At 39.9% G+C, this 24,670-nt stretch carries 21 protein-coding genes; 20 read left to right on the top strand and 1 reads right to left on the bottom strand.

Annotated features, from left to right (window positions below; genetic code table 11):
• Positions 1 to 130 precede the first annotated feature (130 nt).
• From BLR86_RS02675 to pyrE, 13 genes are all read left to right on the top strand, one after another.
• Positions 131 to 427 carry a hypothetical protein gene (locus BLR86_RS02675; RefSeq protein ID WP_090758089.1) on the top strand — a complete coding sequence of 99 codons (297 nt, stop codon included), beginning with the start codon at positions 131 to 133 and terminating at the stop codon, positions 425 to 427.
• Positions 428 to 502: 75 nt separating this feature from the next.
• Positions 503 to 994 (top strand): signal peptidase II, encoded by a 492-nt coding sequence (gene lspA, locus BLR86_RS02670; RefSeq protein ID WP_090758088.1) that lies wholly within the window; start codon positions 503 to 505, stop codon positions 992 to 994.
• Positions 966 to 1,877 carry an RluA family pseudouridine synthase gene (locus BLR86_RS02665; RefSeq protein ID WP_090758087.1) on the top strand — a complete coding sequence of 304 codons (912 nt, stop codon included), beginning with the start codon at positions 966 to 968 and terminating at the stop codon, positions 1,875 to 1,877. Before lspA ends, BLR86_RS02665 begins: the two co-directional genes overlap by 29 nt.
• A 175-nt stretch (positions 1,878 to 2,052) precedes the next feature.
• Positions 2,053 to 2,595 (top strand): bifunctional pyr operon transcriptional regulator/uracil phosphoribosyltransferase PyrR, encoded by a 543-nt coding sequence (pyrR, locus tag BLR86_RS02660; protein WP_090758086.1) that lies wholly within the window; start codon positions 2,053 to 2,055, stop codon positions 2,593 to 2,595.
• A gap of 299 nt (positions 2,596 to 2,894) precedes the next feature.
• Entirely contained in the window at positions 2,895 to 4,205 is a 1,311-nt protein-coding gene (locus BLR86_RS02655) for a solute carrier family 23 protein (RefSeq protein WP_090758085.1), read from the top strand.
• Positions 4,206 to 4,363: 158 nt separating this feature from the next.
• A complete protein-coding gene (locus BLR86_RS02650; RefSeq protein ID WP_090758084.1) occupies positions 4,364 to 5,308 on the top strand; it encodes an aspartate carbamoyltransferase catalytic subunit in 945 nt (314 codons plus the stop codon).
• Positions 5,268 to 6,554: a dihydroorotase gene (locus BLR86_RS02645; protein WP_090758083.1), complete on the top strand. Its 1,287-nt coding sequence runs from the start codon at positions 5,268 to 5,270 to the stop codon at positions 6,552 to 6,554. Before BLR86_RS02650 ends, BLR86_RS02645 begins: the two co-directional genes overlap by 41 nt.
• A complete protein-coding gene (locus BLR86_RS02640; protein WP_090758082.1) occupies positions 6,551 to 7,642 on the top strand; it encodes a carbamoyl phosphate synthase small subunit in 1,092 nt (363 codons plus the stop codon). Before BLR86_RS02645 ends, BLR86_RS02640 begins: the two co-directional genes overlap by 4 nt.
• Positions 7,635 to 10,841, top strand: a complete 3,207-nt coding sequence (carB, locus tag BLR86_RS02635; RefSeq protein WP_090758081.1) for a carbamoyl-phosphate synthase large subunit — start codon at positions 7,635 to 7,637, stop codon at positions 10,839 to 10,841. Before BLR86_RS02640 ends, carB begins: the two co-directional genes overlap by 8 nt.
• The gene (locus tag BLR86_RS02630) at positions 10,838 to 11,611 is read left to right on the top strand and encodes a dihydroorotate dehydrogenase electron transfer subunit (protein ID WP_090758080.1); all 774 of its coding nucleotides are present in this window, start codon (positions 10,838 to 10,840) and stop codon (positions 11,609 to 11,611) included. Before carB ends, BLR86_RS02630 begins: the two co-directional genes overlap by 4 nt.
• On the top strand, positions 11,608 to 12,549 hold the full coding sequence (locus tag BLR86_RS02625) for a dihydroorotate dehydrogenase (RefSeq protein WP_090758079.1): 942 nt from the start codon (positions 11,608 to 11,610) through the stop codon (positions 12,547 to 12,549). Before BLR86_RS02630 ends, BLR86_RS02625 begins: the two co-directional genes overlap by 4 nt.
• Positions 12,521 to 13,237 (top strand): orotidine-5'-phosphate decarboxylase, encoded by a 717-nt coding sequence (gene pyrF, locus BLR86_RS02620; RefSeq protein ID WP_090758078.1) that lies wholly within the window; start codon positions 12,521 to 12,523, stop codon positions 13,235 to 13,237. Before BLR86_RS02625 ends, pyrF begins: the two co-directional genes overlap by 29 nt.
• The gene (pyrE, locus tag BLR86_RS02615; protein WP_090758077.1) at positions 13,234 to 13,866 is read left to right on the top strand and encodes an orotate phosphoribosyltransferase; all 633 of its coding nucleotides are present in this window, start codon (positions 13,234 to 13,236) and stop codon (positions 13,864 to 13,866) included. Before pyrF ends, pyrE begins: the two co-directional genes overlap by 4 nt.
• 30 nt (positions 13,867 to 13,896) lie before the next feature.
• Here the strand turns inward: pyrE and BLR86_RS02610 are convergent, their stop codons facing one another.
• Positions 13,897 to 15,609 (bottom strand): Rqc2 family fibronectin-binding protein, encoded by a 1,713-nt coding sequence (locus tag BLR86_RS02610; protein ID WP_090758076.1) that lies wholly within the window; start codon positions 15,607 to 15,609, stop codon positions 13,897 to 13,899.
• 190 nt (positions 15,610 to 15,799) lie between these two features.
• Here BLR86_RS02610 and BLR86_RS02605 point away from each other — a divergent pair, with 190 nt between their 5' ends.
• From BLR86_RS02605 to priA, 7 genes are all read left to right on the top strand, one after another.
• Positions 15,800 to 18,478 carry a calcium-translocating P-type ATPase, SERCA-type gene (locus tag BLR86_RS02605; RefSeq protein WP_090758075.1) on the top strand — a complete coding sequence of 893 codons (2,679 nt, stop codon included), beginning with the start codon at positions 15,800 to 15,802 and terminating at the stop codon, positions 18,476 to 18,478.
• Between the two features lie 114 nt (positions 18,479 to 18,592).
• Positions 18,593 to 19,468 (top strand): YicC/YloC family endoribonuclease, encoded by an 876-nt coding sequence (locus BLR86_RS02600; protein ID WP_090758074.1) that lies wholly within the window; start codon positions 18,593 to 18,595, stop codon positions 19,466 to 19,468.
• Positions 19,469 to 19,527: 59 nt separating this feature from the next.
• Positions 19,528 to 19,791 carry an extracellular matrix/biofilm regulator RemA gene (gene remA / locus BLR86_RS02595; protein WP_090758253.1) on the top strand — a complete coding sequence of 88 codons (264 nt, stop codon included), beginning with the start codon at positions 19,528 to 19,530 and terminating at the stop codon, positions 19,789 to 19,791.
• 11 nt (positions 19,792 to 19,802) lie between these two features.
• Positions 19,803 to 20,417: a guanylate kinase gene (gene gmk, locus BLR86_RS02590; RefSeq protein ID WP_090758073.1), complete on the top strand. Its 615-nt coding sequence runs from the start codon at positions 19,803 to 19,805 to the stop codon at positions 20,415 to 20,417.
• Positions 20,418 to 20,663 carry a DNA-directed RNA polymerase subunit omega gene (rpoZ, locus tag BLR86_RS02585; protein ID WP_090758072.1) on the top strand — a complete coding sequence of 82 codons (246 nt, stop codon included), beginning with the start codon at positions 20,418 to 20,420 and terminating at the stop codon, positions 20,661 to 20,663.
• A 345-nt stretch (positions 20,664 to 21,008) separates the two neighbouring features.
• A complete protein-coding gene (coaBC, locus tag BLR86_RS02575) occupies positions 21,009 to 22,223 on the top strand; it encodes a bifunctional phosphopantothenoylcysteine decarboxylase/phosphopantothenate--cysteine ligase CoaBC (RefSeq protein WP_090758071.1) in 1,215 nt (404 codons plus the stop codon).
• Entirely contained in the window at positions 22,220 to 24,631 is a 2,412-nt protein-coding gene (priA, locus tag BLR86_RS02570; protein ID WP_090758070.1) for a primosomal protein N', read from the top strand. The genes coaBC and priA overlap by 4 nt, the downstream gene beginning before the upstream one ends.
• The last annotated feature ends 39 nt before the right edge of the window (positions 24,632 to 24,670 follow it).

Here is a 24,670-nt window from a genome sequence, read left to right as displayed (position 1 = left end):
TTAAATCATGGGGTTTTTTCATTTTTTAACCTATTTCGTTAATTGTTGTTATGGATGTCAAATGTTTTACTGGGTCATTCCGTTATTTCACGGAGATAATATAGGAAATACTTTAACGGAGGTTACAACTATGAATGCAATGCAGGAACAGCTGTTTTGGGAACTCCGTAAAACACAAATTGAACTTGAAAGATCATTAAAGAATAAACAGAAAGACGATTGGATGATCCCCATATTAAAGGATGAACTTGCAGATATTACAGCTGCTATTCAAAAGATAGAGGATGGCAATTTTGGACAGTGTGAGACGTCTGGAGAACCATTACCAGAATATCTTTTGAAAATAATGCCAACGATAAGAACCTCTAAGGATTCCGATGATTTAGAAACCTACTATAGAAAACCAATTATTTCAGCCTTTTTCTAACCTTACATTGTTGTTTCGTCCAAGATTATGCTAAAATGCTAAGGGTAAAGTCTTCGTAGATGGGGGTATTCCTTAGTGTTTTATTATTTAATTGCAATTTTTATCATTTTTTTAGATCAGGTGACGAAGTGGCTGATTGTCACTAAGATGTATCTTGGAGAGAGTATCCCTGTTATTGATAATTTCTTGTATATTACTTCTCACCGAAATCGAGGAGCAGCATGGGGTATCCTGCAAGGTCAAATGTGGTTCTTTTACGTAATTACCGCAATTGTAATCATTGCGATTATTTATTACATTCAAAAAGAAGCAAAGGGTAAATGGTTGTTGGGTGTTTCCCTGGCATTTATGCTTGGCGGGGCAATAGGAAATTTTATTGACCGTTTGCATCGAAAAGAAGTCGTTGATTTTATTCATACGTATATTTTCAATTATAACTTCCCAGTATTTAATATTGCTGATTCAGCTTTAGTCATTGGCGTAGTGTTATTAATGATTCAAATGCTGCGCGATGAGCGAGGAACAAAGGAGAAATCATATGGAGAAAATGGAACACACCATTCTTGAACATCAAAAGGGCGACCGGATTGATAAGGTTATTTCGACCTTAGATGAAGAATGGTCAAGAACGCAAGTTCAGCAATGGATCAAAGAAGGAAATGTCCTTGTCAATGGACAATCGATAAAAACCAATTATAAAGTCAGTTTAAATGATTTGATTGAGATTACCATTCCCGACCCAGAATTGCTAGATGTGATTCCTGAAGAGATGGATTTAGAATTTTATTTCGAGGATAAGGATGTTTTAGTGGTTAATAAACCAAGCGGCATGGTCGTACATCCTGCTCCAGGTCATTTGACAGGTACGCTTGTAAACGGCCTAATGGCTCATTGTAAGGATTTATCAGGGATCAATGGTGTATTAAGACCCGGAATCGTTCACCGCATAGATAAAGACACTTCTGGACTTCTGATGGTGGCTAAGAATGACATGGCACATGAAAAACTGGTTAATCAACTAGTGGAGAAGACAGTTACTCGAAAATATAGAGCAATTGTGCATGGAGTGATTCCACACGATTTTGGAACGATTGATGCTCCACTTGGACGAGATACAAAAGACAGGCAAAGTATGACGGTTGTAGATAATGGTAAGCATGCTGTTACGCATTTTCATGTAATTGAGCGGTTTAAGGACTTTACCTTTGTTGAGTGTCAATTGGAAACAGGAAGAACGCACCAAATTCGTGTCCATATGAAATATATTGGCTATCCGCTTGCGGGGGACCCAAAGTATGGTCCGAAAAAAACCTTAGATCTTAATGGACAGGCGCTGCATGCCGGAGTCCTTGGGTTTATCCATCCGAGAACAAATGAATACTTAGAATTTGAAGCTCCTTTACCGGAAGAATTTGAACAAGTATTAAATCAGTTGCGAAATAGTCATTGACATATTTGTCGAATTAAAGTACGATATCAACAGTTGAATATGCCTTTAAAACAGTCCTGTGAGGCTGAGAAGGAACGGATAAATTAGCTGGAATACCTATGTCCAGACTAATAAACTCATGTACCTCTCACCTCAAGGTGAGAGGTCTTTTTTTATTATAGAAGGCGGTGTAAAAATGAGCCAAAAAGCAGTTGTACTAGATGAACAAGCAATTGGCAGGGCACTAACAAGAATCGCCCACCAAATCATTGAAAAAAACAAAGGGATTGAAGATTGTGTACTCGTTGGTATCAAGACAAGGGGAATTTTCATTGCCGAGAGACTTGCAACGAAAATCAATGAAATTGAAGGGAAACCAATCCCGGTCGGTGAGTTGGACATAACACTCTATCGTGATGATCTAACCAAAAAAACTGATGACCAAGAACCACTGGTAAAGGGATCAGACATTCCGGTTGAAATGAAAGATAAAAAAGTGATTCTTGTTGACGATGTATTATATACAGGCAGAACAGTTAGAGCAGGACTTGACGCGATCATGGACCTTGGTCGCGCTTCGTCCATCCAACTTGCCGTTTTGGTTGACCGCGGTCACCGGGAGCTTCCCATCAGGGCGGATTATGTTGGGAAAAACATCCCAACCTCGAGCAGTGAAAAAGTTGTCGTTGAACTAATTGAAGTCGATCAGCTTGACCAAGTAAGCATCTTTGAAAAGTAAATAGTAACCCTTTTAAATCCAGTCCTGTGAGGCTGAAAAGGGGGGACCATGCCGGATAGTAACTTTTTTTGGCAATTTAAAACCCTCTTTGTACACTCATAGACAAAGAGGGTTTTTTTTGTGAAAAGGCAGTGTTAAGAATACTGTTGGTTTAAAAACATGTTGATTTGAGCGGAAGGTGCTCGACTCCTGCGGGAGGCTCCCCGGACCGCCCGCGGAAAGCGTAGCGCCTGGAGCCCAAATCAACAGTCTAGTTTAAAATACACACTTACAAATAGAAAGCTTTTGGAGGAGAAAAAATGAACAACAACAAACCCATCTTAGACGTACACGAGATTCCAAAACCTACCCAATGGATTACATTAAGCTTACAGCATTTATTCGCCATGTTTGGTGCAACCATTCTTGTTCCGTACCTGGTCGGGTTAAGCCCAGCCATTGCCTTAATATCAAGTGGTTTGGGAACACTAGCTTTCCTAATGATTACTAAATGGCAAGTACCTGCATATCTGGGTTCATCCTTTGCTTTTATTGCACCAGTGATAGCGGCAAAAGCAACTGCTGGTCCAGGAGGGGCAATGATAGGATCCTTTCTAGCTGGTCTAGTTTACGGAATTGTAGCCCTTGTAATCAGTAAAGCAGGCCATCGCTGGATTATGAATTTGCTACCCCCGATTGTTGTCGGTCCAGTCATTATCGTAATTGGTTTAGCGCTTGCTGGAACAGCTGTTAGTATGGCGATGAATAACCCTGCAGGTGAATATAGCTTAATCCACTTCTCGGCAGCAATGGTAACATTAGCAGCTACGATTATTTGTACCATATACATGCGCGGAATGTTAAGCATTATCCCTATCCTAGCAGGAATCGTAATCGGTTATCTCTACTCCTTTGCCATCGGGATTGTTGATTTTAAGCCTGTAATGGAAGCAAACTGGTTTCAAATGCCAGAGTTCATTATCCCTTTTGTAAGCTACGAAGTTAAAATAACTTGGGACTTAGCACTTTTAATGGTACCTGTAGCCGTCGTAACGCTATCGGAACATATTGGACATCAACTAGTCCTAAGTAAAGTAGTTGGACGTGATTATATTAAAGAACCAGGTTTACACCGCTCCATTTTGGGGGATGGGACAGCAACAATTATATCTGCCTTGATTGGCGGACCTCCAAAGACTACTTATGGTGAAAATATTGGAGTCCTGGCCATTACACGAGTATATAGTGTGTATGTCGTTGCGGGTGCAGCAGTTCTTGCTACAATCTTTGGATTTGTCGGAAAAATAACAGCATTAATTAGTACAATCCCAACTCCTGTTATGGGCGGTGTCTCCATTCTCCTTTTTGGAATTATCGCATCATCTGGGTTACGGATGCTCGTTGACAGTAATATTGACTTTGGAAACAATCGTAACCTGGTCATATCGTCTGTCATTCTTGTGATCGGAATTGGCGGTGCATTTATTAAAGTATCAGAGTCCTTCCAAATCCAAGGAATGGCATTGGCAGCAATCGCTGGTGTTCTTTTACACCTAATCGTGCCTGGAAAAGAACCTGTTAAAGAAGATTTGTTTGAACAAACAGTAGACAAAGCTCATAAAACTGCATAAGGAAAATCAACCTTTTAAAGTAGTCCAAGAGAGGCTATAAGGGTGTAATACTAAGTGCCATGGTTACAGTATCATCATGGACTTAGTGCGATTTATTGCACCCTGATCGAAAGTAGATCAGGGTTTTTCTTTACCAAAATATGAGATGGGGGAATAGCATGTTAAGTCACTTGCTAACCACAAATGAATTGAAGGTAGATGAGATTTATCAAATTCTTTCAGAGGCACAAGAGTTTGCTGATGGGAAAAGATGGCGTCCGGAAGGGCAAATGTTTTCTGCAAACTTATTTTTTGAGGCCAGTACAAGAACAAAAACCAGTTTTGAGATTGCAGAAAGAAGATTGGGTCTTGATGTCATTCCGTTTGAAGTTCAAACTTCGAGTGTTCAAAAAGGAGAGACCTTATACGATACAGTCAAAACACTTGAAGCCATCGGCGTTAATTCAATTGTCATCCGCCACGGCCAGGATCGTTACTTTGATGACCTCGTTGGAAAGATAAATATACCGATCATAAATGGTGGGGATGGATGTGGCCATCACCCAACACAGTCACTCTTAGACCTTTTGACCATCTACCAGGAGTTTGGTAAATTTGCAGGTTTGAAAATTGCCATCATTGGTGACATACGGCATAGCAGAGTTGCTCGCTCCAATGCTGATACCCTTACAAGATTGGGAGCGGATGTGATATTCTCTGGCCCAATTGAATGGTTTGATCATCATAGTCTAAGTGCAGCAAGGTTTAGACCCATCGATGAGGCTGTATCAGAGGCAGATGTCGTCATGCTCTTGCGTGTTCAGCATGAACGGCACCAAAAGAAAGGAAGCTATACAGCAGCAGAATACCATAATCAATTTGGTCTTACCTTGGATAGAGAAAAAAACATGAAGCCCAATAGTATCATTATGCATCCAGCACCAATAAATCGTAATGTTGAGATATCTGATAGCTTAGTAGAATGCAAACGTTCCAGAATCTTTAAACAAATGGAAAACGGTGTATATGTAAGAATGGCTGTCTTAAAGAGATCAATTGAAAGTATAAAAGGAGTGTTTGGAAATGAAACTACTTATTCAGAACGCCAGTTACATAGCATTTAATGGAGATACCAATCAGGCTGATATATTAATAGCAGATGGGATTATTGTAAAAATTGCAACGAAAATAGAAGAAACGGTTGATCGAAAAGTAAATGCTTCAGGAATGCTGGTAGCACCAGGATTTATCGATTTACATGTCCATCTCCGGGAACCTGGCGGCGAGAAAAAAGAGACGATTGCAACAGGTACTCTCGCTGCAGCTAGAGGCGGTTTTACGACACTTGCGGCAATGCCGAATACGAGACCAGTTCCAGATTCTAAAGAACAAATGGAATGGGTGCAGAAACGAATACAAGAGACAGCAAACGTTCGGGTTTTACCATACGCTTCGATCACTGTAAGGCAACTAGGTAGGGAATTAACAGACTTTTTGGAATTGAAGGAAGCGGGAGCATTTGCTTTTACCGATGACGGTGTCGGCGTTCAATCTGCAGAGATGATGTTAAAAGCAATGCGTAAGGCCGCGGAAGCGAATGTGGCCATTGTTGCCCATTGTGAAGAAAACACATTAATAAATAAAGGCTGTGTCCATGAAGGTTCTTTTTCCAAAAGGAATGGATTAAACGGAATTCCATCTGTATGTGAGTCTGTGCAGATCGCAAGGGATGTATTGCTAGCAGAGGCAGCGGGCTGCCATTATCACGTATGTCATGTAAGTACAAAAGAATCCGTTCGTGTAATAAGAGATGCGAAGCGAGCAGGGATTAAAGTCACTGCGGAAGTAACTCCACACCATCTATTACTAACTCAAGAGGATATCCCTGGTCTTGATACGAATTTTAAAATGAATCCCCCTCTTCGCGATAAAAGTGATCGTGTAGCACTACTTGAAGGACTTTTGGACGGAACCATTGATTTTATTGCAACAGATCATGCACCACATACGAGCGATGAAAAAAATGAGGGAATGGAGCTTGCACCGTTCGGAATTGTCGGCTTAGAAACAGCGTTCCCACTGTTATATACACAATTTGTCTTAAAGAACTTCATGACACTCGAACAGTTAATTGGCTATTTGACGAAAAAGCCTGCGGAATGCTTTTCTCTTCCTTATGGAAAAATTGAGGAAGGTGCCCCAGCAGACATTGTTCTCTTGGATCTAGACGAAGAAAGAGTAATTGATCCTCAAGAATTTTTTTCAAAAGGAAAAAACACTCCATTTACTGGCTGGACTTGTAAGGGTTGGCCAAAAATGACGATTGCGAGCGGGGAAGTAGCTTGGGAAAAAGGAAGTGTAACCGTATGAAAGCACAGCTTATTTTAGAAGATGGTTCGATTTTTATCGGTGAAGGGTTTGGCAGTCATATGGATACCATCGGAGAAGTCGTCTTTAATACAGGAATGACTGGCTATCAGGAGATCCTTTCCGATCCATCTTATTGTGGGCAAATTGTTATGCTAACTTACCCTTTGATTGGAAATTACGGAATCAACCGAGACGATTTTGAAACGATTAACCCAGCTGTGAAGGGCTTTATTGTCAAAGATGCAACAGAATTCCCATCTAATTGGAGAAGTGAATTTACGATAGATGAATATTTTAAAATGAAAAAAATTCCCGGGATTGCAGGGATTGATACACGTAAATTAACGAGGATTATCCGTAAGTATGGAACATTAAAAGGAGCAATCTGCTCGATTGAAAGTGACCCAAATGAAATTATTCGTAAGCTAAAGCAGACAAACCTTCCGATTGATCAAGTGAGAAGGGTATCTACAAAAAATTCATACCCAAGCCCAGGGCGCGGAAAAAGAATTGTCCTTGTTGATTTTGGAATGAAGCACGGTATTTTACGAGAATTAAATAAACGGAATTGTGATGTTGTTGTAGTTCCTTATCATACATCCGCAGATGAAATCCTTCAATTGCGTCCGGATGGAATTATGTTATCGAATGGACCAGGGGATCCCAAAGACGTCCCAGAAGCCATCCATATGATTAAGCAGGTTTTAGGCTTAGTGCCGTTATTTGGAATCTGTCTTGGACACCAATTATTCGCCTTAGCATCCGGTGCCAATACGAACAAAATGAAATTTGGCCATCGTGGATCAAACCACCCTGTTAAAGATTTAGCTACTGGGAAAATTGCGATAACGGCACAAAACCATGGCTTTACGGTCGAAGAAAAGTCATTACAGGATACAAGATTAGTGGTTACCCATATCGCTTTAAATGATGGAACGGTAGAAGGCTTAAAGCATTTAGATTATCCTGCCTTTACTGTCCAATACCATCCAGAGGCTTCGCCAGGACCTGAAGACGCAAACCATTTATTCGATCAGTTTCTTGCAATGATTGAGTCTGAAAAACAGGAGGTTACACAACATGCCTAAACGTACAGATATAAACTCCATTTTGGTGATCGGATCAGGACCAATTGTCATTGGCCAGGCAGCAGAATTTGATTATGCAGGCACTCAAGCTTGTATTGCCCTTAAAGAAGAAGGTTACCGTGTTATTTTGGTTAATTCAAATCCAGCGACAATCATGACAGATACAGAGATTGCGGACGCTGTCTATATTGAGCCCTTAACAGAAGAATTTGTCAGCAGAATCATTCGGAAGGAACGTCCTGATGCACTTTTGGCTACTCTTGGCGGTCAAACTGGTCTGAATCTTGCAGTTGATTTAGCAAACTCCGGAGTCTTAGATGAGTGTGAGGTTGAGATCCTAGGAACGAAATTATCAGCGATTAAACAAGCGGAGGACCGTGACCTCTTTCGAAGTCTCATGAATGAATTGAATGAGCCTGTTCCAGATAGTGAAATTATCCATGAATTAGCTGAAGCGCATGCATTCGTTGGAAAAATAGGATTCCCAGTCATTGTACGTCCAGCCTATACGCTTGGCGGTACCGGTGGAGGTATTTGCCATAATCAAGAAGATCTTAACGAAATTGTGGCTAGCGGCTTAAAGAGCAGCCCAGTTACTCAATGCTTGCTTGAGAAAAGTATTGCCGGCTATAAAGAAATCGAATACGAAGTAATGCGTGATGGAAATGATAATGCGATTGTTGTATGTAACATGGAAAATATTGATCCTGTTGGTATTCACACTGGTGACTCGATTGTAGTTGCACCAAGTCAAACATTAAGCGATCGAGAATATCAGCTATTAAGAAATGTTTCACTTAAAATCATTCGTACACTTGGGATTGAAGGTGGCTGTAATGTTCAGCTAGCCCTAGACCCATATAGCTTTAACTACTATATTATCGAAGTAAATCCAAGGGTAAGCCGTTCTTCCGCTCTTGCCTCAAAAGCAACCGGCTATCCGATTGCAAAGCTTGCAGCAAAAATTGCAGTTGGCTTAACATTAGATGAAATGCTTAACCCTGTTACAGGGAAAACGTACGCTAGCTTCGAACCTGCTCTCGATTACATTGTTACCAAAATTCCTAGGTGGCCATTTGATAAATTTGAATCAGGGAACCGGTCACTTGGAACGCAAATGAAAGCTACGGGTGAAGTGATGGCGATTGGCCGTACCTTTGAGGAATCATTATTAAAAGCAATTCGTTCACTAGAGGCTGGTGTTCATCATTTCGAGTTAAATGAAGCAGCAGAAATCAGTAATGAATTACTAGAAAAAAGAATTCACAAAGCTGGAGATGAGAGACTTTTTTACATCGCGGAGGCAATGAAGCGGGGCATACCAGTAGAAACCATTCATCAATGGAGCCAGATTGATTTGTTTTTCTTACACAAGTTTAAGGGAATCATCGAACTGGAAACAAAAATTGCTGATAACCCAATGAATATGGATGTTCTTAAGGAAGCAAAACAAAAGGGTTTTTCTGATAAAAAGATTGCTGAACTTTGGGATCAAAAGGAAGAAGATATTTACAGCCTGCGCAAAGATTATGGATTGATTCCAGTTTATAAAATGGTGGATACCTGTGCAGCTGAATTTGAGTCAGAAACACCTTATTATTATGGAACATATGAGGAAGAAAATGAATCAATTGTAACCGATAGAAAAAGTGTTATTGTTCTCGGCTCAGGTCCGATTCGCATCGGCCAGGGGATAGAGTTTGATTATGCCACCGTTCATTCAGTTAAAGCAATTAAAGAGGCTGGGTATGAAGCAATTATTATCAATAATAATCCAGAAACGGTATCGACTGATTTCAGTATCTCCGACAAGCTCTACTTTGAACCTTTAACGATTGAGGATGTCATGAGTATTATCGATTTAGAAAATCCAATAGGTGTGGTTGTTCAATTCGGTGGGCAGACAGCTATTAATCTTGCTGCAAAATTAGCAGAAAACGGAGTGGAAATCCTCGGAACAAGCCTTGAGGATTTAGATCGTGCCGAGAATCGGAACAAATTTGAACAAGCACTTGGAAAGCTAGGTATTCCACAGCCACTAGGAAAAACGGCATTATCAGTTGCTGAAGCAGTGGGGATTGCAAATGAAATTGGCTACCCTGTTCTTGTCCGACCATCTTATGTACTTGGCGGCAGAGCGATGGAAATCGTTTATCGCCAAGAAGAACTGCTTCATTATATGGAAAATGCAGTGAAAATCAATCCAGAACATCCAGTGTTAATCGACCGCTACTTAACGGGCCAAGAAATTGAAGTGGATGCCATTTGTGACGGCGAAAATGTGTTAATACCTGGAATTATGGAGCATATTGAACGTGCAGGCGTCCATTCTGGGGATTCGATTGCTGTATATCCGCCACAAACATTATCTGATAGCGTGAAACAAACGCTTGTTGAATATACAGAAAAAATGGCCTTAGGTTTAAATATCGTAGGACTGCTAAATATTCAATATGTATTAGCAAAGGGTCAAGTATATGTTCTTGAAGTGAATCCACGTTCAAGTCGGACGGTTCCGTTTTTAAGTAAAATAACCAATATACCAATGGCTAAAATTGCTACGAAAGCGATCTTGGGAGTTTCTATCATCGAACAAGGCTATAAACCAGGAATTGTACCTGAAAAGAAAGGTGTTTTTGTAAAAGTTCCAGTCTTCTCTTTTGCAAAGTTAAGAAATGTTGATATTACACTCGGACCTGAAATGAAATCAACTGGTGAGGTAATGGGGAAAGATAGTACTTTGGAAAAGGCACTTTACAAAGGACTAGTAGCTTCTGGAATGAAGATTCAAAAATTTGGGACTGTCTTGTTTACAGTTGCAGATAAAGACAAACAAGAATCATTAAATCTTGCAAAACGTTTTGCCTCAAATGGATACCGACTTATGGCGACGGGGGGTACGGCGGCTGTACTTGAGTCTGCAGGACTGCGAGTAAAAGTAATCGGAAAAATTGGATCAGAAGGAAAAACATTGCTCGATGTTATTCACAATGGCGAAGCCCAATTCATCATCAACACCCTTACAAAAGGAAAACAGCCAGAACGTGATGGTTTTAGAATCCGTCGTGAAGCAGTTGAAAATGGGGTCCCATGCTTAACATCTCTAGATACAGCTGATGCAATTCTAAAAGTGATTGAATCAATGAATTTTTCAGCTGAAGCAATGACTGTTGAGGAAAAGGAGGCTGTTTTTGCATGATTAGAAAGGAATTATGCAAAATCGTCACCCAAGATGAAATTGCGAAAGATATTTTTGAATTAACAGTGGAAGCTGATTTTGTAAAAAAGATTTCTGCACCAGGACAATTCGTGCATATTCGGATTGACAAGGCACTAGATCCACTTTTACGTAGACCTATAAGTATATCATCCTTTAATAAGGTGAAATCGCAATTCACCATGATCTATCGAAAAGAAGGAAAAGGGACTACACTATTGGCTGAAAAAGCTAAGGGAATGATGTTAGATATTCTTGGTCCACTAGGTAATGGCTTTCCAGTTAATGAAGTGAATCTAAGAGAAACAGCTTTATTGGTTGGTGGAGGGATAGGTGTCCCTCCTCTATATGAGCTCTCTAATCAGTTGATTGCTAAAGGAGTTAAGGTCATCCATGTCCACGGATTCCAAACTCAATCAGCAGTATTTTATGAAAAAGAATTCTTAAAAAACGGGGAGACCTATATTACAACTGTTGATGGTTCATACGGTACCAAAGGATTTGTGACTGATATTATTAGAGATCTAGATTTTGATTGTCTTTATACTTGTGGACCAACTTCGATGCTGAAAGCCATTGAAAAAGAGTATGCTCATAAGAAAGTATTTTTATCATTAGAAGAAAGAATGGGCTGTGGGGTAGGTGCATGCTTTGCTTGTGTATGTAAAACAAGCATCGAGCTAGAAGATGTATCCTATAAAAAAGTTTGCAGTGATGGGCCTGTATTCCGTGCCGGGGAGGTTTTACTATGAGCAGATTGAATATCGAGTTGCCTGGTTTAACATTAAAAAACCCAATCATGCCTGCTTCCGGCTGCTTTGGATTTGGCAAAGAATATAGTCAGTTCTATGATTTAAATAAACTCGGTGCCATTATGATTAAAGCAACAACGGTGGAACCTAGATTCGGCAATCCAACTCCAAGAGTTGCGGAAACATCAGCAGGGATGCTGAATGCCATCGGTCTGCAAAACCCTGGTTTAGATAGTGTAATAAACAATGAATTACCATGGTTATCCCAATTTGATGTTCCCATTATCGCAAATGTGGCAGGTTCGCTGGAAGAAGATTATATCGAGGTTGCAAAAAATATTTCTAAAGCTCCCAATGTCCAGGCATTAGAATTGAATATTTCCTGCCCAAATGTAAAAACAGGGGGAATCGCTTTTGGTACGATTCCCGAGGTTGCCAAGCAGTTAACCAAAATGGTTAAGGAAGTATCCGATGTCCCTGTATATGTAAAGCTTTCACCGAATGTAACCAATATAGTAGAAATGGCAAAAGCAGTTGAAGCAGGCGGGGCAGATGGGTTAACCATGATTAACACGCTCGTAGGGATGAGACTGGATATAAAAACTGGTAAGCCGATTTTAGCTAATCGCACCGGTGGTCTATCTGGACCAGCGATTAAACCTGTTGCCTTACGAATGATTTATGAAGTGAGTCAAGCTGTCAATATCCCGATTATTGGGATGGGTGGAATTGAGTCTGCAGAAGATGTGATTGAGTTCTTTTATGCAGGAGCAAGTGCTGTTGCAGTAGGTACAGCCAATTTTGTAGATCCGTTCGTTTGTCCGACCATCATAGAAGAATTACCGTTACTATTAAATCAATTGGGTTATGAGCACATCAGTGAATGTACGGGAAGGAGCTGGCTGGAGCATGGACAACTCGCTCATCATCGCGCTTGATTTTGCAAATCGTAAAGAAGTAGAGATTTTTTTACAACCATTTAACGGCAAGCAGTTGTTTGTAAAAGTGGGGATGGAGCTATATTATCAGGAAGGTCCTGAAATCATCCATTATTTAAAAGAGAATAATCATCGTATTTTCTTAGATCTAAAGCTTCATGATATCCCGAACACAGTAAAGAGTGCGATGAAGGGGTTGGCAAGGCTAGAATGTGACCTTGTAAATGTGCATGCTGCTGGTGGCAAAGAGATGATGAGTGCTGCAATAGAAGGATTAGAGGCAGGCACTGTTGCAGGAAGGAAGCGCCCCGCCTGCATCGCAGTTACACAGCTAACAAGCACATCAGAAGAACAAATGAAAAAGGAACAGCTTATATCTGTACCGCTTGAACAATCTGTCCTTCATTATGCATCATTAGCTAAAGATTCAGGTTTAGATGGAGTCGTTTGTTCCGCCTGGGAAGCATTATCCATTCGGGAAGCGCTGGGTAATACCTTTTACACCGTTACCCCTGGTATAAGGATGAAGGAAGACCATTCAGGAGACCAAAAACGAATTGCTACTCCTGAATTTGCAAGAGATGCCGGTGTAACATCGATTGTTGTCGGACGCTCGATTACAAGCGCAAATGACCCAGTAAAAAGCTATGAGAAATGGCAAGAGGCATGGAGGAGGATTCAACTATGAAAAAATTAATTGCCGAAAAATTACTATCAATCCATGCGGTAGCGTTAAAGCCAAATGAACCATTTACTTGGACATCAGGATTACGTTCACCTATCTATTGTGACAACCGCCTCACACTTTCCTATCCCGATGTAAGAAAAGAGATAGCAAAAGGGCTGCAATCTCTAATTCAGGAGAACTATCCCGGAGCAGAAGTAATTGCAGGAACTGCAACAGCAGGAATCCCACATGCCGCCTGGGTGAGTGATTTGTTAAACTTGCCAATGTGTTATGTCCGGTCAAAAGCGAAAGGGCATGGTAAGGGTAATCAGATTGAAGGTAAGGTGGAACAAGGTCAAAAGGTTGTTGTAGTAGAAGATTTAATCTCTACTGGAGGAAGTGTCATTACAGCCGTTCAAGCACTAAGGGAAGCTGGATGCGAAGTCCTTGGAGTGGTGTCCATATTTACATACGGGCTTGAAAATGGAAAAGAAGCCTTCTTACAGGAAGATATCAAAAGTGAATCACTAACGGATTTTATTACTCTCGTGGAGGTGGCTATCGAAAAAGGCTACATAAATAAAATTGATCAAGAGAGTCTATTATCTTGGAGCAAATCCCCGTCAGAATGGAGTAAGAGATACGAATAAGTAAAATGCCCCGGAAAACCGGGGCAAATTTTATTTTTTCTTAAGTTTTAGAACGATTTCCTCTTCAGGTGTAACATAAACTGTTTGCTGATTATCATAGATAACAAAACCAGGCTTAGCTCCGTTCGGTTTTTTTACATACCGGACTTTTGTAAAATCAACAGGTACAGAGCTTGAGTTTCGAGCTTTACTATAATAAGCTGCTAAAATTGCTGCTTCATGAATAGTTGTTTCAGATGGTTCTTTACTGCGAATAACAACATGGGAACCAGGGATGTCCTTTGTATGAAGCCAAATTTCATCTCTAGCAGCAAGTTTATTGGTTAAATAATCATTTTGCTTATTATTTTTACCAACAATAATCTCGGTACCATCAGAAGAAAGGTAATAGTCAAGAATCGGTTTGGCATTGGAAATCTTTTTCGCATTTCTTTTTTGCCTGCTGCGGATATAACCGCCTTCAATTAGTTCTTCGCGAATTTCTTGAATGTCCTTAGGGGAAGCCGACTGCACCTGTTGAAGTAAATTTTCAAAGTAAATGACTTCCTCACGGGCCTTTTCAATTTGTTCGATTACGATGGAAACTGAATTTTTTGCCTTCTGGTATTTAGAAAAATACTTTTGTGCATTTTCTGATGGTGTCTTCCTCGGATCCAAGAGAATCGCAACTGTGCCACCCGTTTCATCATAATAATCAATTACTTCAATTTCTTTCATCCCTTTTTTGGCAGCATAAAGATTTGCTGTCAATAGTTCGCCGTAGCGCTGGAGCTGATCGGCTTTCTCAGCCTCTCTTAATGTATCGGATAATTTTTCAATTTTCTTCTCATTCTTTTCTTTTTCATTCAAAATCAGCCGCTCAATATCATGTCCTTGCTGTTTTACTCGGTCTCGTTCAGCTTTCCCAAAATAAAAACGGTCAAGCATTTCGCTAAGAGTTGAAAAGCTTTTTACTTCTCCTTTTACATGCTCAAGTGGAAAAAGGTAAAACACTTCTTTATTCCCAGTTGCCATGATGGCAGGATCTAATTGACCCTTGTCAATTCTTTGAATCATTTGAATAAATGTAGTGGGGATTGTTACTCGATTGGCAATCCCACATTGGAAAATAACTTCTTTTGCAAATAGTGGTGAGGTTCCAGCAAATTGCTCGACGATTTGCCGGTCTACCTTGCCGCTATTAAAATCAATTTTCCTCAATACATCATCTTCAACTGCTGAAAATGGATTTTGTTTATTTTGTTCTGGCGGATATATATAGGGCTGACCAGGTAGTATCGCTCGGTGACTGTTTACTGCAAACGAAACGTGTTTAACGCTGTCGAGAATAATGTTACGGGTTTTATCTACTAGGATGATGTTACTGTGCCTGCCCATTATTTCAATAATTAATTGTTTGTAGCTAACATCACCGATTTCATTTCGCCCTTTTATTTCAAAAATAATCATCCGATCATTTTCAAACTGATAAACATCCTCTAAAATGTAGCCCTCAATATGCTTTCTTAGCAGCATGCAGAACATTGGCGGTTCACTCGGGTTTTCATAGGCTTCATTTGTAAGCTGTACCCTTGCATAGCTAGGGTGTGCAGAAAATAATAATTTTTGATTTACTCCATTTGCACGGATTGTTAGAATTACTTCATTTTTATAAGGCTGATGGACTTTATTAATTCTACCACCCTTTAAGGTGTGCGCGAGTTCAGCAACCATTGCTTTTGTAAATAAACCATCAAATGACATGGAAAACATCCTTTACTTCAAACATATTTATTCCTCTAGTATAGCTTACAAAGTTAGAGTATGTCTCATTTTAAAATGTTCATTCAGTTATCATAACTTGTCTTAATTATCATAGCATTTTTTTGGACGAGGCTGAATAAGCTTTCTTTAAGTAAGTCTTAGACAATTAAGGGGGAAGTGAGATGGTCGGATGAAATTCCATGAGATGGAGATAAATCAAGTAGAAAAGGTCTTAGATACCGACTTTTCTGCTGGGTTATCACCAGAAGTTGTAAAGAAACGGATAGCCCAACATGGGCTTAATGAATTGAAGGAAGGAGAAAAGCAATCTGCTTTACTCTTATTTTTTAGTCAATTTAAAGATTTTATGGTTCTAGTCCTGCTTGCAGCCACGTTATTATCTGGATTGTTAGGTGAGTATATTGACGCAATCGCGATTATTGCAATCGTGATAATTAACGGGATTTTAGGCTTCTATCAAGAAAGAAGAGCAGAGAAATCCCTGGAGGCACTAAAAGAATTATCCGCTCCACAGGTGTCTGTATTACGGGCAGGACTGTGGGTGAAAATCCTTTCTAAAGAGATTGTCCCTGGAGATATTATTAAATTTTCAACTGGAGATAGAATTGGAGCGGATGTTCGGATTATCGAATCCAGAAGCTTAGAGCTAGAAGAATCAGCGCTTACTGGAGAGTCTGTACCAGTTTCAAAGCATATCGATAGTTTAAAAACGATTAACCCTGGAATAGGTGATATGGAAAATATCGGCTTCATGGGCACGATGATTACTCGGGGCAGCGGCGTAGGGGTAGTCATTGCAACGGGCATGAAAACAGCAATGGGGCAGATTGCTGACTTACTCCAAAATGCAGAAACCCAGGAAACTCCTTTGCAGCGTCGTTTGGAACAGTTGGGAAAAATTTTAATAACCGTTGCTTTATTACTAACTGTTCTTGTTGTTGCGATTGGTGTATTACAGGGGCATGAACTTTATACGATGTTCCTAGCAGGTGTTTCACTAGCTGTTGCGGCGATACCAGAAGGATTACCGGCAATCGTAACGGTTGCATTGTCGCTTGGAGTCCAAAAAATGATCAAGAAAAACGCCATTGTTAGGAAGCTGCCAGCAGTAGAAACACTAGGCTGTGCTTCTATTATTTGTTCTGATAAAACGGGGACAATGACCCAAAACAAAATGACCGTTACCCATTTATGGAGCGGTGGTAACACCTGGACAGTTGATGGTGTTGGCTATCAGCCGCAGGGTTATTTTTACCGTGATAATACTCGTGTTCATCCAAAAGATGAGAAAGCTTTGCAGCAAATGCTTGTCTTTGGGATGATCTGTAATCATTCAGAATTGGTCATGAAAGATGAAGACTACATTCTTGATGGAGACCCAACAGAAGGTGCGTTACTCGTTAGTGCTATGAAGGCTGGGTTAGACCGGACAAATTTATTAGATGAATTCACCATCATCAAGGAATTTCCCTTTGATTCTGTCAGAAAAATGATGAGTATGCATGTAAAAGATAAACAAGGCAGGAATTTCATTGTAACCAAAGGTGCACCGGATGTAATTATTGGCAAGAGTGAATCCATTCTCTGGGATAGCAAAACACAATACTTGAGCCAGAATGTCCAAAGTCAGGTTCAGGAGGCAATCAATAACCTCGCTTTCCAAGCGCTTAGAACGATTGCTATTGCCTTTAAACCGATTCCAGGGAATACGGTAATTCTTAGCGAACAGGAAGCCGAGAAGAAATTAACGTTTATTGGTGTTCAAGGGATGATTGATCCGCCTCGACCAGAAGTGAAGACCGCTGTAAAGGAGTGTAATGAGGCTGGTATAAAAACGGTAATGATTACTGGTGATCATGTCATTACAGCAAAGGCCATTGCAGCGCAGCTCGGGATTTTAACCAAAAAAAGCAAGGTTCTTGATGGAAATGCTTTATCAATGATGTCGGTTGATGAGCTTGAAGAAGTTGTAGATGACGTTTCCGTATTTGCTCGAGTATCACCCGAACATAAATTGAAAATCGTCAAGGCTTTACAAAATAGAGGTCATATTGTAGCGATGACGGGGGATGGAGTAAATGACGCACCTGCCATTAAAGCTGCTGATATCGGCGTTGCGATGGGGATTACGGGAACAGATGTGGCAAAAGAAGCATCTTCACTTGTTTTACTAGATGATAATTTTGCTACGATAAAATCTGCCATTGTAGAAGGCAGGAATATTTATGAAAATATACGAAAATTTGTCCGCTACTTACTTGCATCTAATGTAGGTGAAATATTGGTGATGTTGTTTGCTATGTTATTAGCACTTCCACTTCCTCTCGTTCCGATTCAAATACTTTGGGTTAATTTAGTGACAGATGGTCTGCCAGCAATGGCTTTAGGGCTGGACCGGCCAGAAGAGGATGTAATGAAGCGCAAACCACGTAGTCCAAATGAAGGTGTCTTTGCCAGAGGGTTAGGTTGGAAAGTAGTTTCAAGGGGTTTCCTCATAGGAATCGTAACGCTATTAGCTTTTATCATTGTCTATGACAATATTCCAGCTAATCTTGAATATGCACAAACGATTGCTTTTGCAACACTTGTTATGGCTCAGCTCATTCATGTATTTGATTGTAGAAGTGAGAAGTCTGTGTTATCAAGAAACCCATTTGGAAACCAATATCTTGTCTGGGCAGTCATTTCATCGCTTGTACTGTTGCTGATCGTAATATACTACCCGCCTTTCCAACCAATCTTTCATACCTTGCCAATCCTTGTAAAAGACTGGCTTTTGATCATTGGACTGTCATCAATTCCAACTTTTTTACTAGCCGGATCATTTTTGTTAAGAAAAACAAAATAAAGTGTGATATAATCCAAAAGGTAGTAGAGGTGACTCTATTACCTTTTGTTAGTTGCCAATAATATACTTTACATATAATAACTGCTCATCTTCAGGTAGATTGGAGTGTACTTAATGGTTATAAGTATGACGGGCTTTGGAAGAAGCAGGATTGTTTCAGCCTCTTTTTCTGTGAATGTAGAAGTAAAAACAGTTAACCATCGATTTAGTGAAATAAATGTTCGGATGCCTAGACAGCTAGTTAAGATTGAAGATAAGATTAAGAAAAAAGTAAATGAGCATCTCCGTCGGGGCAGAGCTGAAGTTTTTATCATGATAGAAGGGGAAGCAACGGTTACTCGGAAAGTACATGTTGATTGGAAGCTGCTCGAAGAGTACTACCTGTTTATCAATCAAGCACGTGATAAATTCAATATTGAAGGAAAGGTAACGCTTCAAGAATTATTGACTCGTAATGAATTTATACATATTGAAGAACTTGATGCAGGCAACGAAGAATTAGAAAATCTAGTATTAAAAGCAACAGAAGAAGCTGTTTTACAATGTAAACAAATGCGAGTAGCAGAGGGTGAAGAGCTAAGAAAGGATCTAGATAACTCTTTACTTCAATTGGATGCACATATCGAAGAACTTAAAGATCATGCTCCCTCAGTGGTCACAGCCTATAAAGAACGATTAATGAAAAAAATTGAGGAACTCATCCAAGGACAATTTGATGAATCGCGTGTGTTGATCGAAGTTGCAATATTTGCTGATAAAATGGATATCAATGAAGAATTAACAAGATTAAAAAGCCATGTACAGCAATTTACTCAAACATTAAACGATCAAGAGACGATTGGAAGAAAGCTTGATTTCCTTGTTCAAGAAATGAATAGGGAAGCCAATACGATTGGTTCAAAAGCAAATGACTCAACGATAACTAAAAAAGTGGTCGATATCAAAAGCTTGCTTGAGAAGTTGAAAGAACAAGTTCAAAATATTGAATAAAAGTGTTTAGGAAGTGTTTGACAAGGCAAAAATATATTATTGATGATTGGATGATAATCATGTCGATTAAATTGATTAATATTGGATTTGGAAATATCGTATCTGCCAATCGGATAATTTCAATTGTAAGCCCTGAATCCGCTCCGATAAAACGGATTATCCAAGATGCCCGAGATCGGGGTTCATTGATTGATGCTACATACGGAAGACGTACTCGTGCAGTAATTGTCATGGATAGTGACCATGTTATTCTCTCTGCGGTACAACCCGAAACGGTTGCTCATCGACTGGCAGACCGTGATGAAATTATGGATGAAGGGTAGGATTATTGTAAATGCAGGAAAAAGGATTGCTAATCGTATTTTCTGGTCCATCTGGTGTCGGAAAAGGAACAGTTAGAAAAGAGATATTTTCTCATCCGGACACGGCGTTTGAATATTCAATATCAGCAACAACACGTGTACCTCGCCCAGGTGAAGTGAATGGAGTAGATTACTTCTTTAAATCTCGAGAAGAATTTGAAACATTAATTGAACAAGGGAAACTATTAGAATACGCAGAATTCGTTGGGAATTATTATGGAACACCTGTGGATTATGTCCGAGAAACTTTAAATGCTGGCAAAGACGTATTTTTAGAAATCGAAGTAAAGGGTGCGCGACAAGTCAGGGAGAAATTTCCTGAAGGGTTGTTTATCTTCCTTATGCCCCCTAGTCTTTCCGAGTTAAAGAATCGGATTGTTACTAGAGGGACAGAAACAGAAGAGTTAATCAATAATCGGATGTTATCTGCACGCGAAGAAATTGAAATGATGGAATTATACGATTACGTAGTAGAAAATGACCAGGTTGAGTTGGCATGCGAACGAGTGAAAGCAATCGTAGTCGCTGAACATTGCCGCAGAGAACGTGTAGAACACCGCTATAAAAAATTACTGGAGGTTGAATAAATGTTATATCCTTCGATTGATTCGTTACTTAATAAAATTGATTCAAAATACTCTCTTGTTTCCGTTGCAGCAAAGCGTGCCCGGTCTATGCAGCAAACACATGATGAAAGATTACCAAAATATGTTTCCTATAAACATGTAGGAAAAGCTTTAGAGGAAATCTATAGCGGAGAACTTACCTATCGGGTACCAAAAAAGTCAGAAACCGGTGCTATCTACGGAAAAGACAGCAATATAGGCAAGTAATAATCAGAAAGGTCTGACAGCAACGTGATGTCAGCCTTTTTATTTTTCTTAAAGGCTGTGTTAAAGGTAAATGTTGATTTTATAACTATGTTGATTTTTGCGGAAGGCGCAAGACTCCTGCAGGAGGACGGGGCAGGGGGAGACCCCGCAGGCGCTTCAGCGCCGAGGAGGCTTCCCGGACCGCCCGCGGAAAGCGTAGCGCATGGAGCTCAAATCAACAATCAAGTTTATTACAGGTAATAAAAAAGACAATTTTTGTCGAAAAAAAGTTGTAAAAGGTGAAAAAATTATGTGTTTCTAGCATAATAAAAGAATAGATACTCATGGATTTGAAGTGGGGGATAGTTGACGATGAATAAAAAGATATTATTATGCGTAACAGGTGGAATAGCTGTATATAAAGCAGCCGCATTAACAAGCAAACTTGTTCAGTCAGGTGCAATGGTAAAAGTGATACTTAGTGATTCTGCAGCCAAGTTTGTTTCCCCATTAACTTTTCAGGCGTTATCCCGCAATGAAGTATATACGGATACCTTTGACGAAAAAAATCCTGCTGTAATTGCTCACATTGATTTAGCCGATTGGGCTGATTTAATCTTGGTTGCGCCAGCTACGGCCAATACGATCGCTAAGCTTGCCAACGGTATTGCTGATAATATGATTACAACCACCTTACTTGCAGCGACTGCGCCAGTATGGATTGCACCAGCCATGAACGTCCATATGTATGACCATCCCGCGGTGAAAAAGAACATTTCAACTTTATCATCATACAATTATCAATTTATTGAGCCGAGTGAAGGATATCTTGCATGCGGCTATGTGGGTAAAGGGCGTTTAGAGGAACCCGAAAAAATTGTTGATTTGATACAACAACATTTTTTCAAAAAAAACTCCTTGAAACTTAAAGGAAAAAATATCTTAATTACAGCTGGTCCAACAAGAGAAAAGATTGACCCCGTCCGTTTTATTACCAACCATTCTTCAGGAAAAATGGGGTATGCCTTGGCAGAGGCAGCCAGGAATGCAGGTGCAAGGGTCATATTGGTTAGTGGACCTGTCCATTTAACGCCGCCAACAGGTGTGGAAGTAGTTAAGATTGAAAGTGCCGAAGAGATGTATCGGGAAGTGATGAACCACTATGACAGTGCGGATATTATTATTAAAACAGCAGCAGTCGCGGATTACCGTCCAAAGGTTTCTTTTAATCATAAAATGAAAAAACAGCCTGGGGACAAGGTTATTGAACTGGAGCGAACAAAGGATATTTTATTTGAACTGGGGTCATTAAAGAAGGATCAGATTCTAGTTGGGTTTGCTGCGGAAACAGAAAATGTTGAAGAATACGCAAGCAAAAAACTACAGACCAAAAATGCAGATATGATTGTTGCAAATAATATAAAATCAGATGGCGCAGGATTTGGAATGGATACAAACATAGTGACGTTAATAAAAAGAGATGGCAGTAAGATCGAGCTTCCATTAATGTCTAAAAAAGAAGTTGCCGAAAAGATTATCGATGAAATTGCCGCATTACCAAAGGAATTGGAACGAAAATGAAAATCGCTAGTGTTGTGGTGGATGTACCAGCCAAACAAACAGACAGGTCGTTTGATTATTTAATTCCTGCAGAATGGGTCGACACCATTCAACCGGGAATGAGAGTGATTGTTCCTTTTGGTCCTAGGAAAATCCAAGGATTTGTAACCGAGCTAAAAGCGGAATCAGAATTCAAAAAGCTCCGTGAGATTTGTGAGCCGATGGACTTAGAACCTGTTCTTAACCAGGAATTACTCGAGCTAGGTAAATGGCTGACTGAAAATACATTATGCTATAAAATTTATGCATTTCAGGCGATGCTGCCTGCTGCCTTAAAGGCGAAATATGAAAAGAAAGTTAAGCTCTCATTAGGTACAAAGGCAAGTGTATTACCAATTCAGCTTCAAGAGATTCTTAAGGATCAGGAAGTAATACTTTGGGAAGATGCCTTGAAAATGGGTCTAGGTCCAATGCTCCAAAGAGAAGCAACGAAGGGCCATTTAGAAGTTATTTATATTGTTAAAGAAAAGCTAAAGAAAAAGCAATTAAAGGTGGTTAGTCCGCTCCTCCCGGCTGCGGACTTAGAAGCTGAACTTAATTCCCTGCCACAACGAGCTGAAAAGCAAAAAGACGTATTAAGGTATTTTGTTAAGAATCCAGAACCAATTGAAATGCGCCATTTGCTCGCAGATTTAAAAATTTCAGCTGCAACAGTAAAAGCGCTTATAGAAAAGGAATACCTTTCCGAGCAGTACATGGAAGTTTATCGTGATCCCTATGAAAACCGGACTTTTACTCGTACTGATCCGTTGCCATTAACTCCAGATCAGCAAAGAGCAATTGGGCCAATCCTAGATTCAATTGAAAATAACCTCTATAATGTCTTTTTACTTTATGGTGTAACTGGCAGCGGAAAAACGGAAATATACCTACAATCGATTCAGAATGTAATCGAAAAAGGGCGAGAAGCAATTGTCCTTGTTCCAGAAATTGCACTAACTCCACAAATGGTAAATCGTTTTAAAGGCCGGTTTGGCAACTTAGTAGCTGTATTGCACAGTGGACTTTCAGCTGGTGAAAAATATGATGAATGGCGGAAGATCCAGAGAAAAGAAGTTAAAGTTGTCGTCGGTGCTAGATCTGCAATTTTTGCTCCATTTGAAAATTTGGGTATCATCATAATTGATGAAGAACATGAAACAAGTTACAAGCAGGAAGAAATGCCTCGCTACCATGCACGAGAGGTTGCGATCGAACGCGCTCAAAAAAACAACTGTCCGGTCGTACTTGGGAGTGCGACACCAGCTCTCGAGTCTTTTGCAAGAGCGCAAAAAGGGGTATACAAATTATTGTCTCTTCCAAACAGAATGAATAAGAGAGCACTTCCTGCGGTAGAGATTATTGATATGCGTGAAGAACTAAGAGCAGGGAATCGCTCCATGTTTTCACGCAAGTTATTTGAATTGCTAAAGGAGAGAATTGATAGAAAAGAACAGTCAGTATTATTTTTAAATAAACGCGGACATTCTTCTTTTGTCATGTGCAGAGATTGTGGGTATGTAATGAATTGCCCTAATTGTGATATTTCTTTAACCTATCACAGAGTTAAAGAACAAATGAAATGTCATTATTGCGGATACGAGTGCCATGTCCCCCATCAATGCCCAGAGTGTTCAAGTGATTATATCCGCTATTTTGGTACCGGGACACAAAAGGTTGAGGATGAGCTTGGTAAAATTCTTCCAGAGGCTAAAGTGATTCGGATGGATGTGGATACAACAGGAAAAAAGGGAGCGCATGAAAGATTATTAAAGGAATTTCATGAAGGAAAAGCAGATATTCTTTTAGGTACACAAATGATTGCGAAAGGGTTGGATTTTCCAAACATCACACTTGTTGGTGTTCTCTCAGCTGACACAATGCTCCATTTACCTGATTTTCGGTCATCTGAAAAAACGTTTCAATTATTAACACAAGTAAGTGGAAGGGCAGGGCGCCATGAATTACCTGGCGAAGTCATTATTCAAACGTATACCCCTGAACATTACAGTGTAGAGCTGGCCGGAACACAGGATTTTGATCTTTTCTATAATAGGGAAATGATGATGAGAAAGGCTCATCACTACCCACCTTATTATTATTTGGCGTTAATAACCATCAGTCATGAACAGTTAATGGCTGTGGTCACAGCAACGGAAAAAATTGCGGCTTTTGTAAGGTCACGCCTATCGAACCATGCAGTTGTCCTTGGACCTGCTGCATCACCTATACCTCGAATTAATAATCGATATCGCTATCATTGTCTAATTAAATATAAGCGAGAACCAGAGCTCACGAAAACCTTAAAAACGATACTTGACCAATACCAAGCGGATCAAAAAAGTGGTTTACTCGTTTCTATAGACGTTAACCCATTTATTTTAATGTAACATGTGTAAAAATCGTTGATATAAAAGGTTATGATAAGG

Origin of the sequence: Bacillus sp. OK048, from assembly GCF_900103525.1 — a bacterium.
Classification (GTDB): Bacteria; Bacillota; Bacilli; order Bacillales; family Cytobacillaceae; genus Neobacillus.
This window is presented reverse-complemented; position numbering and strand designations above follow the sequence as displayed.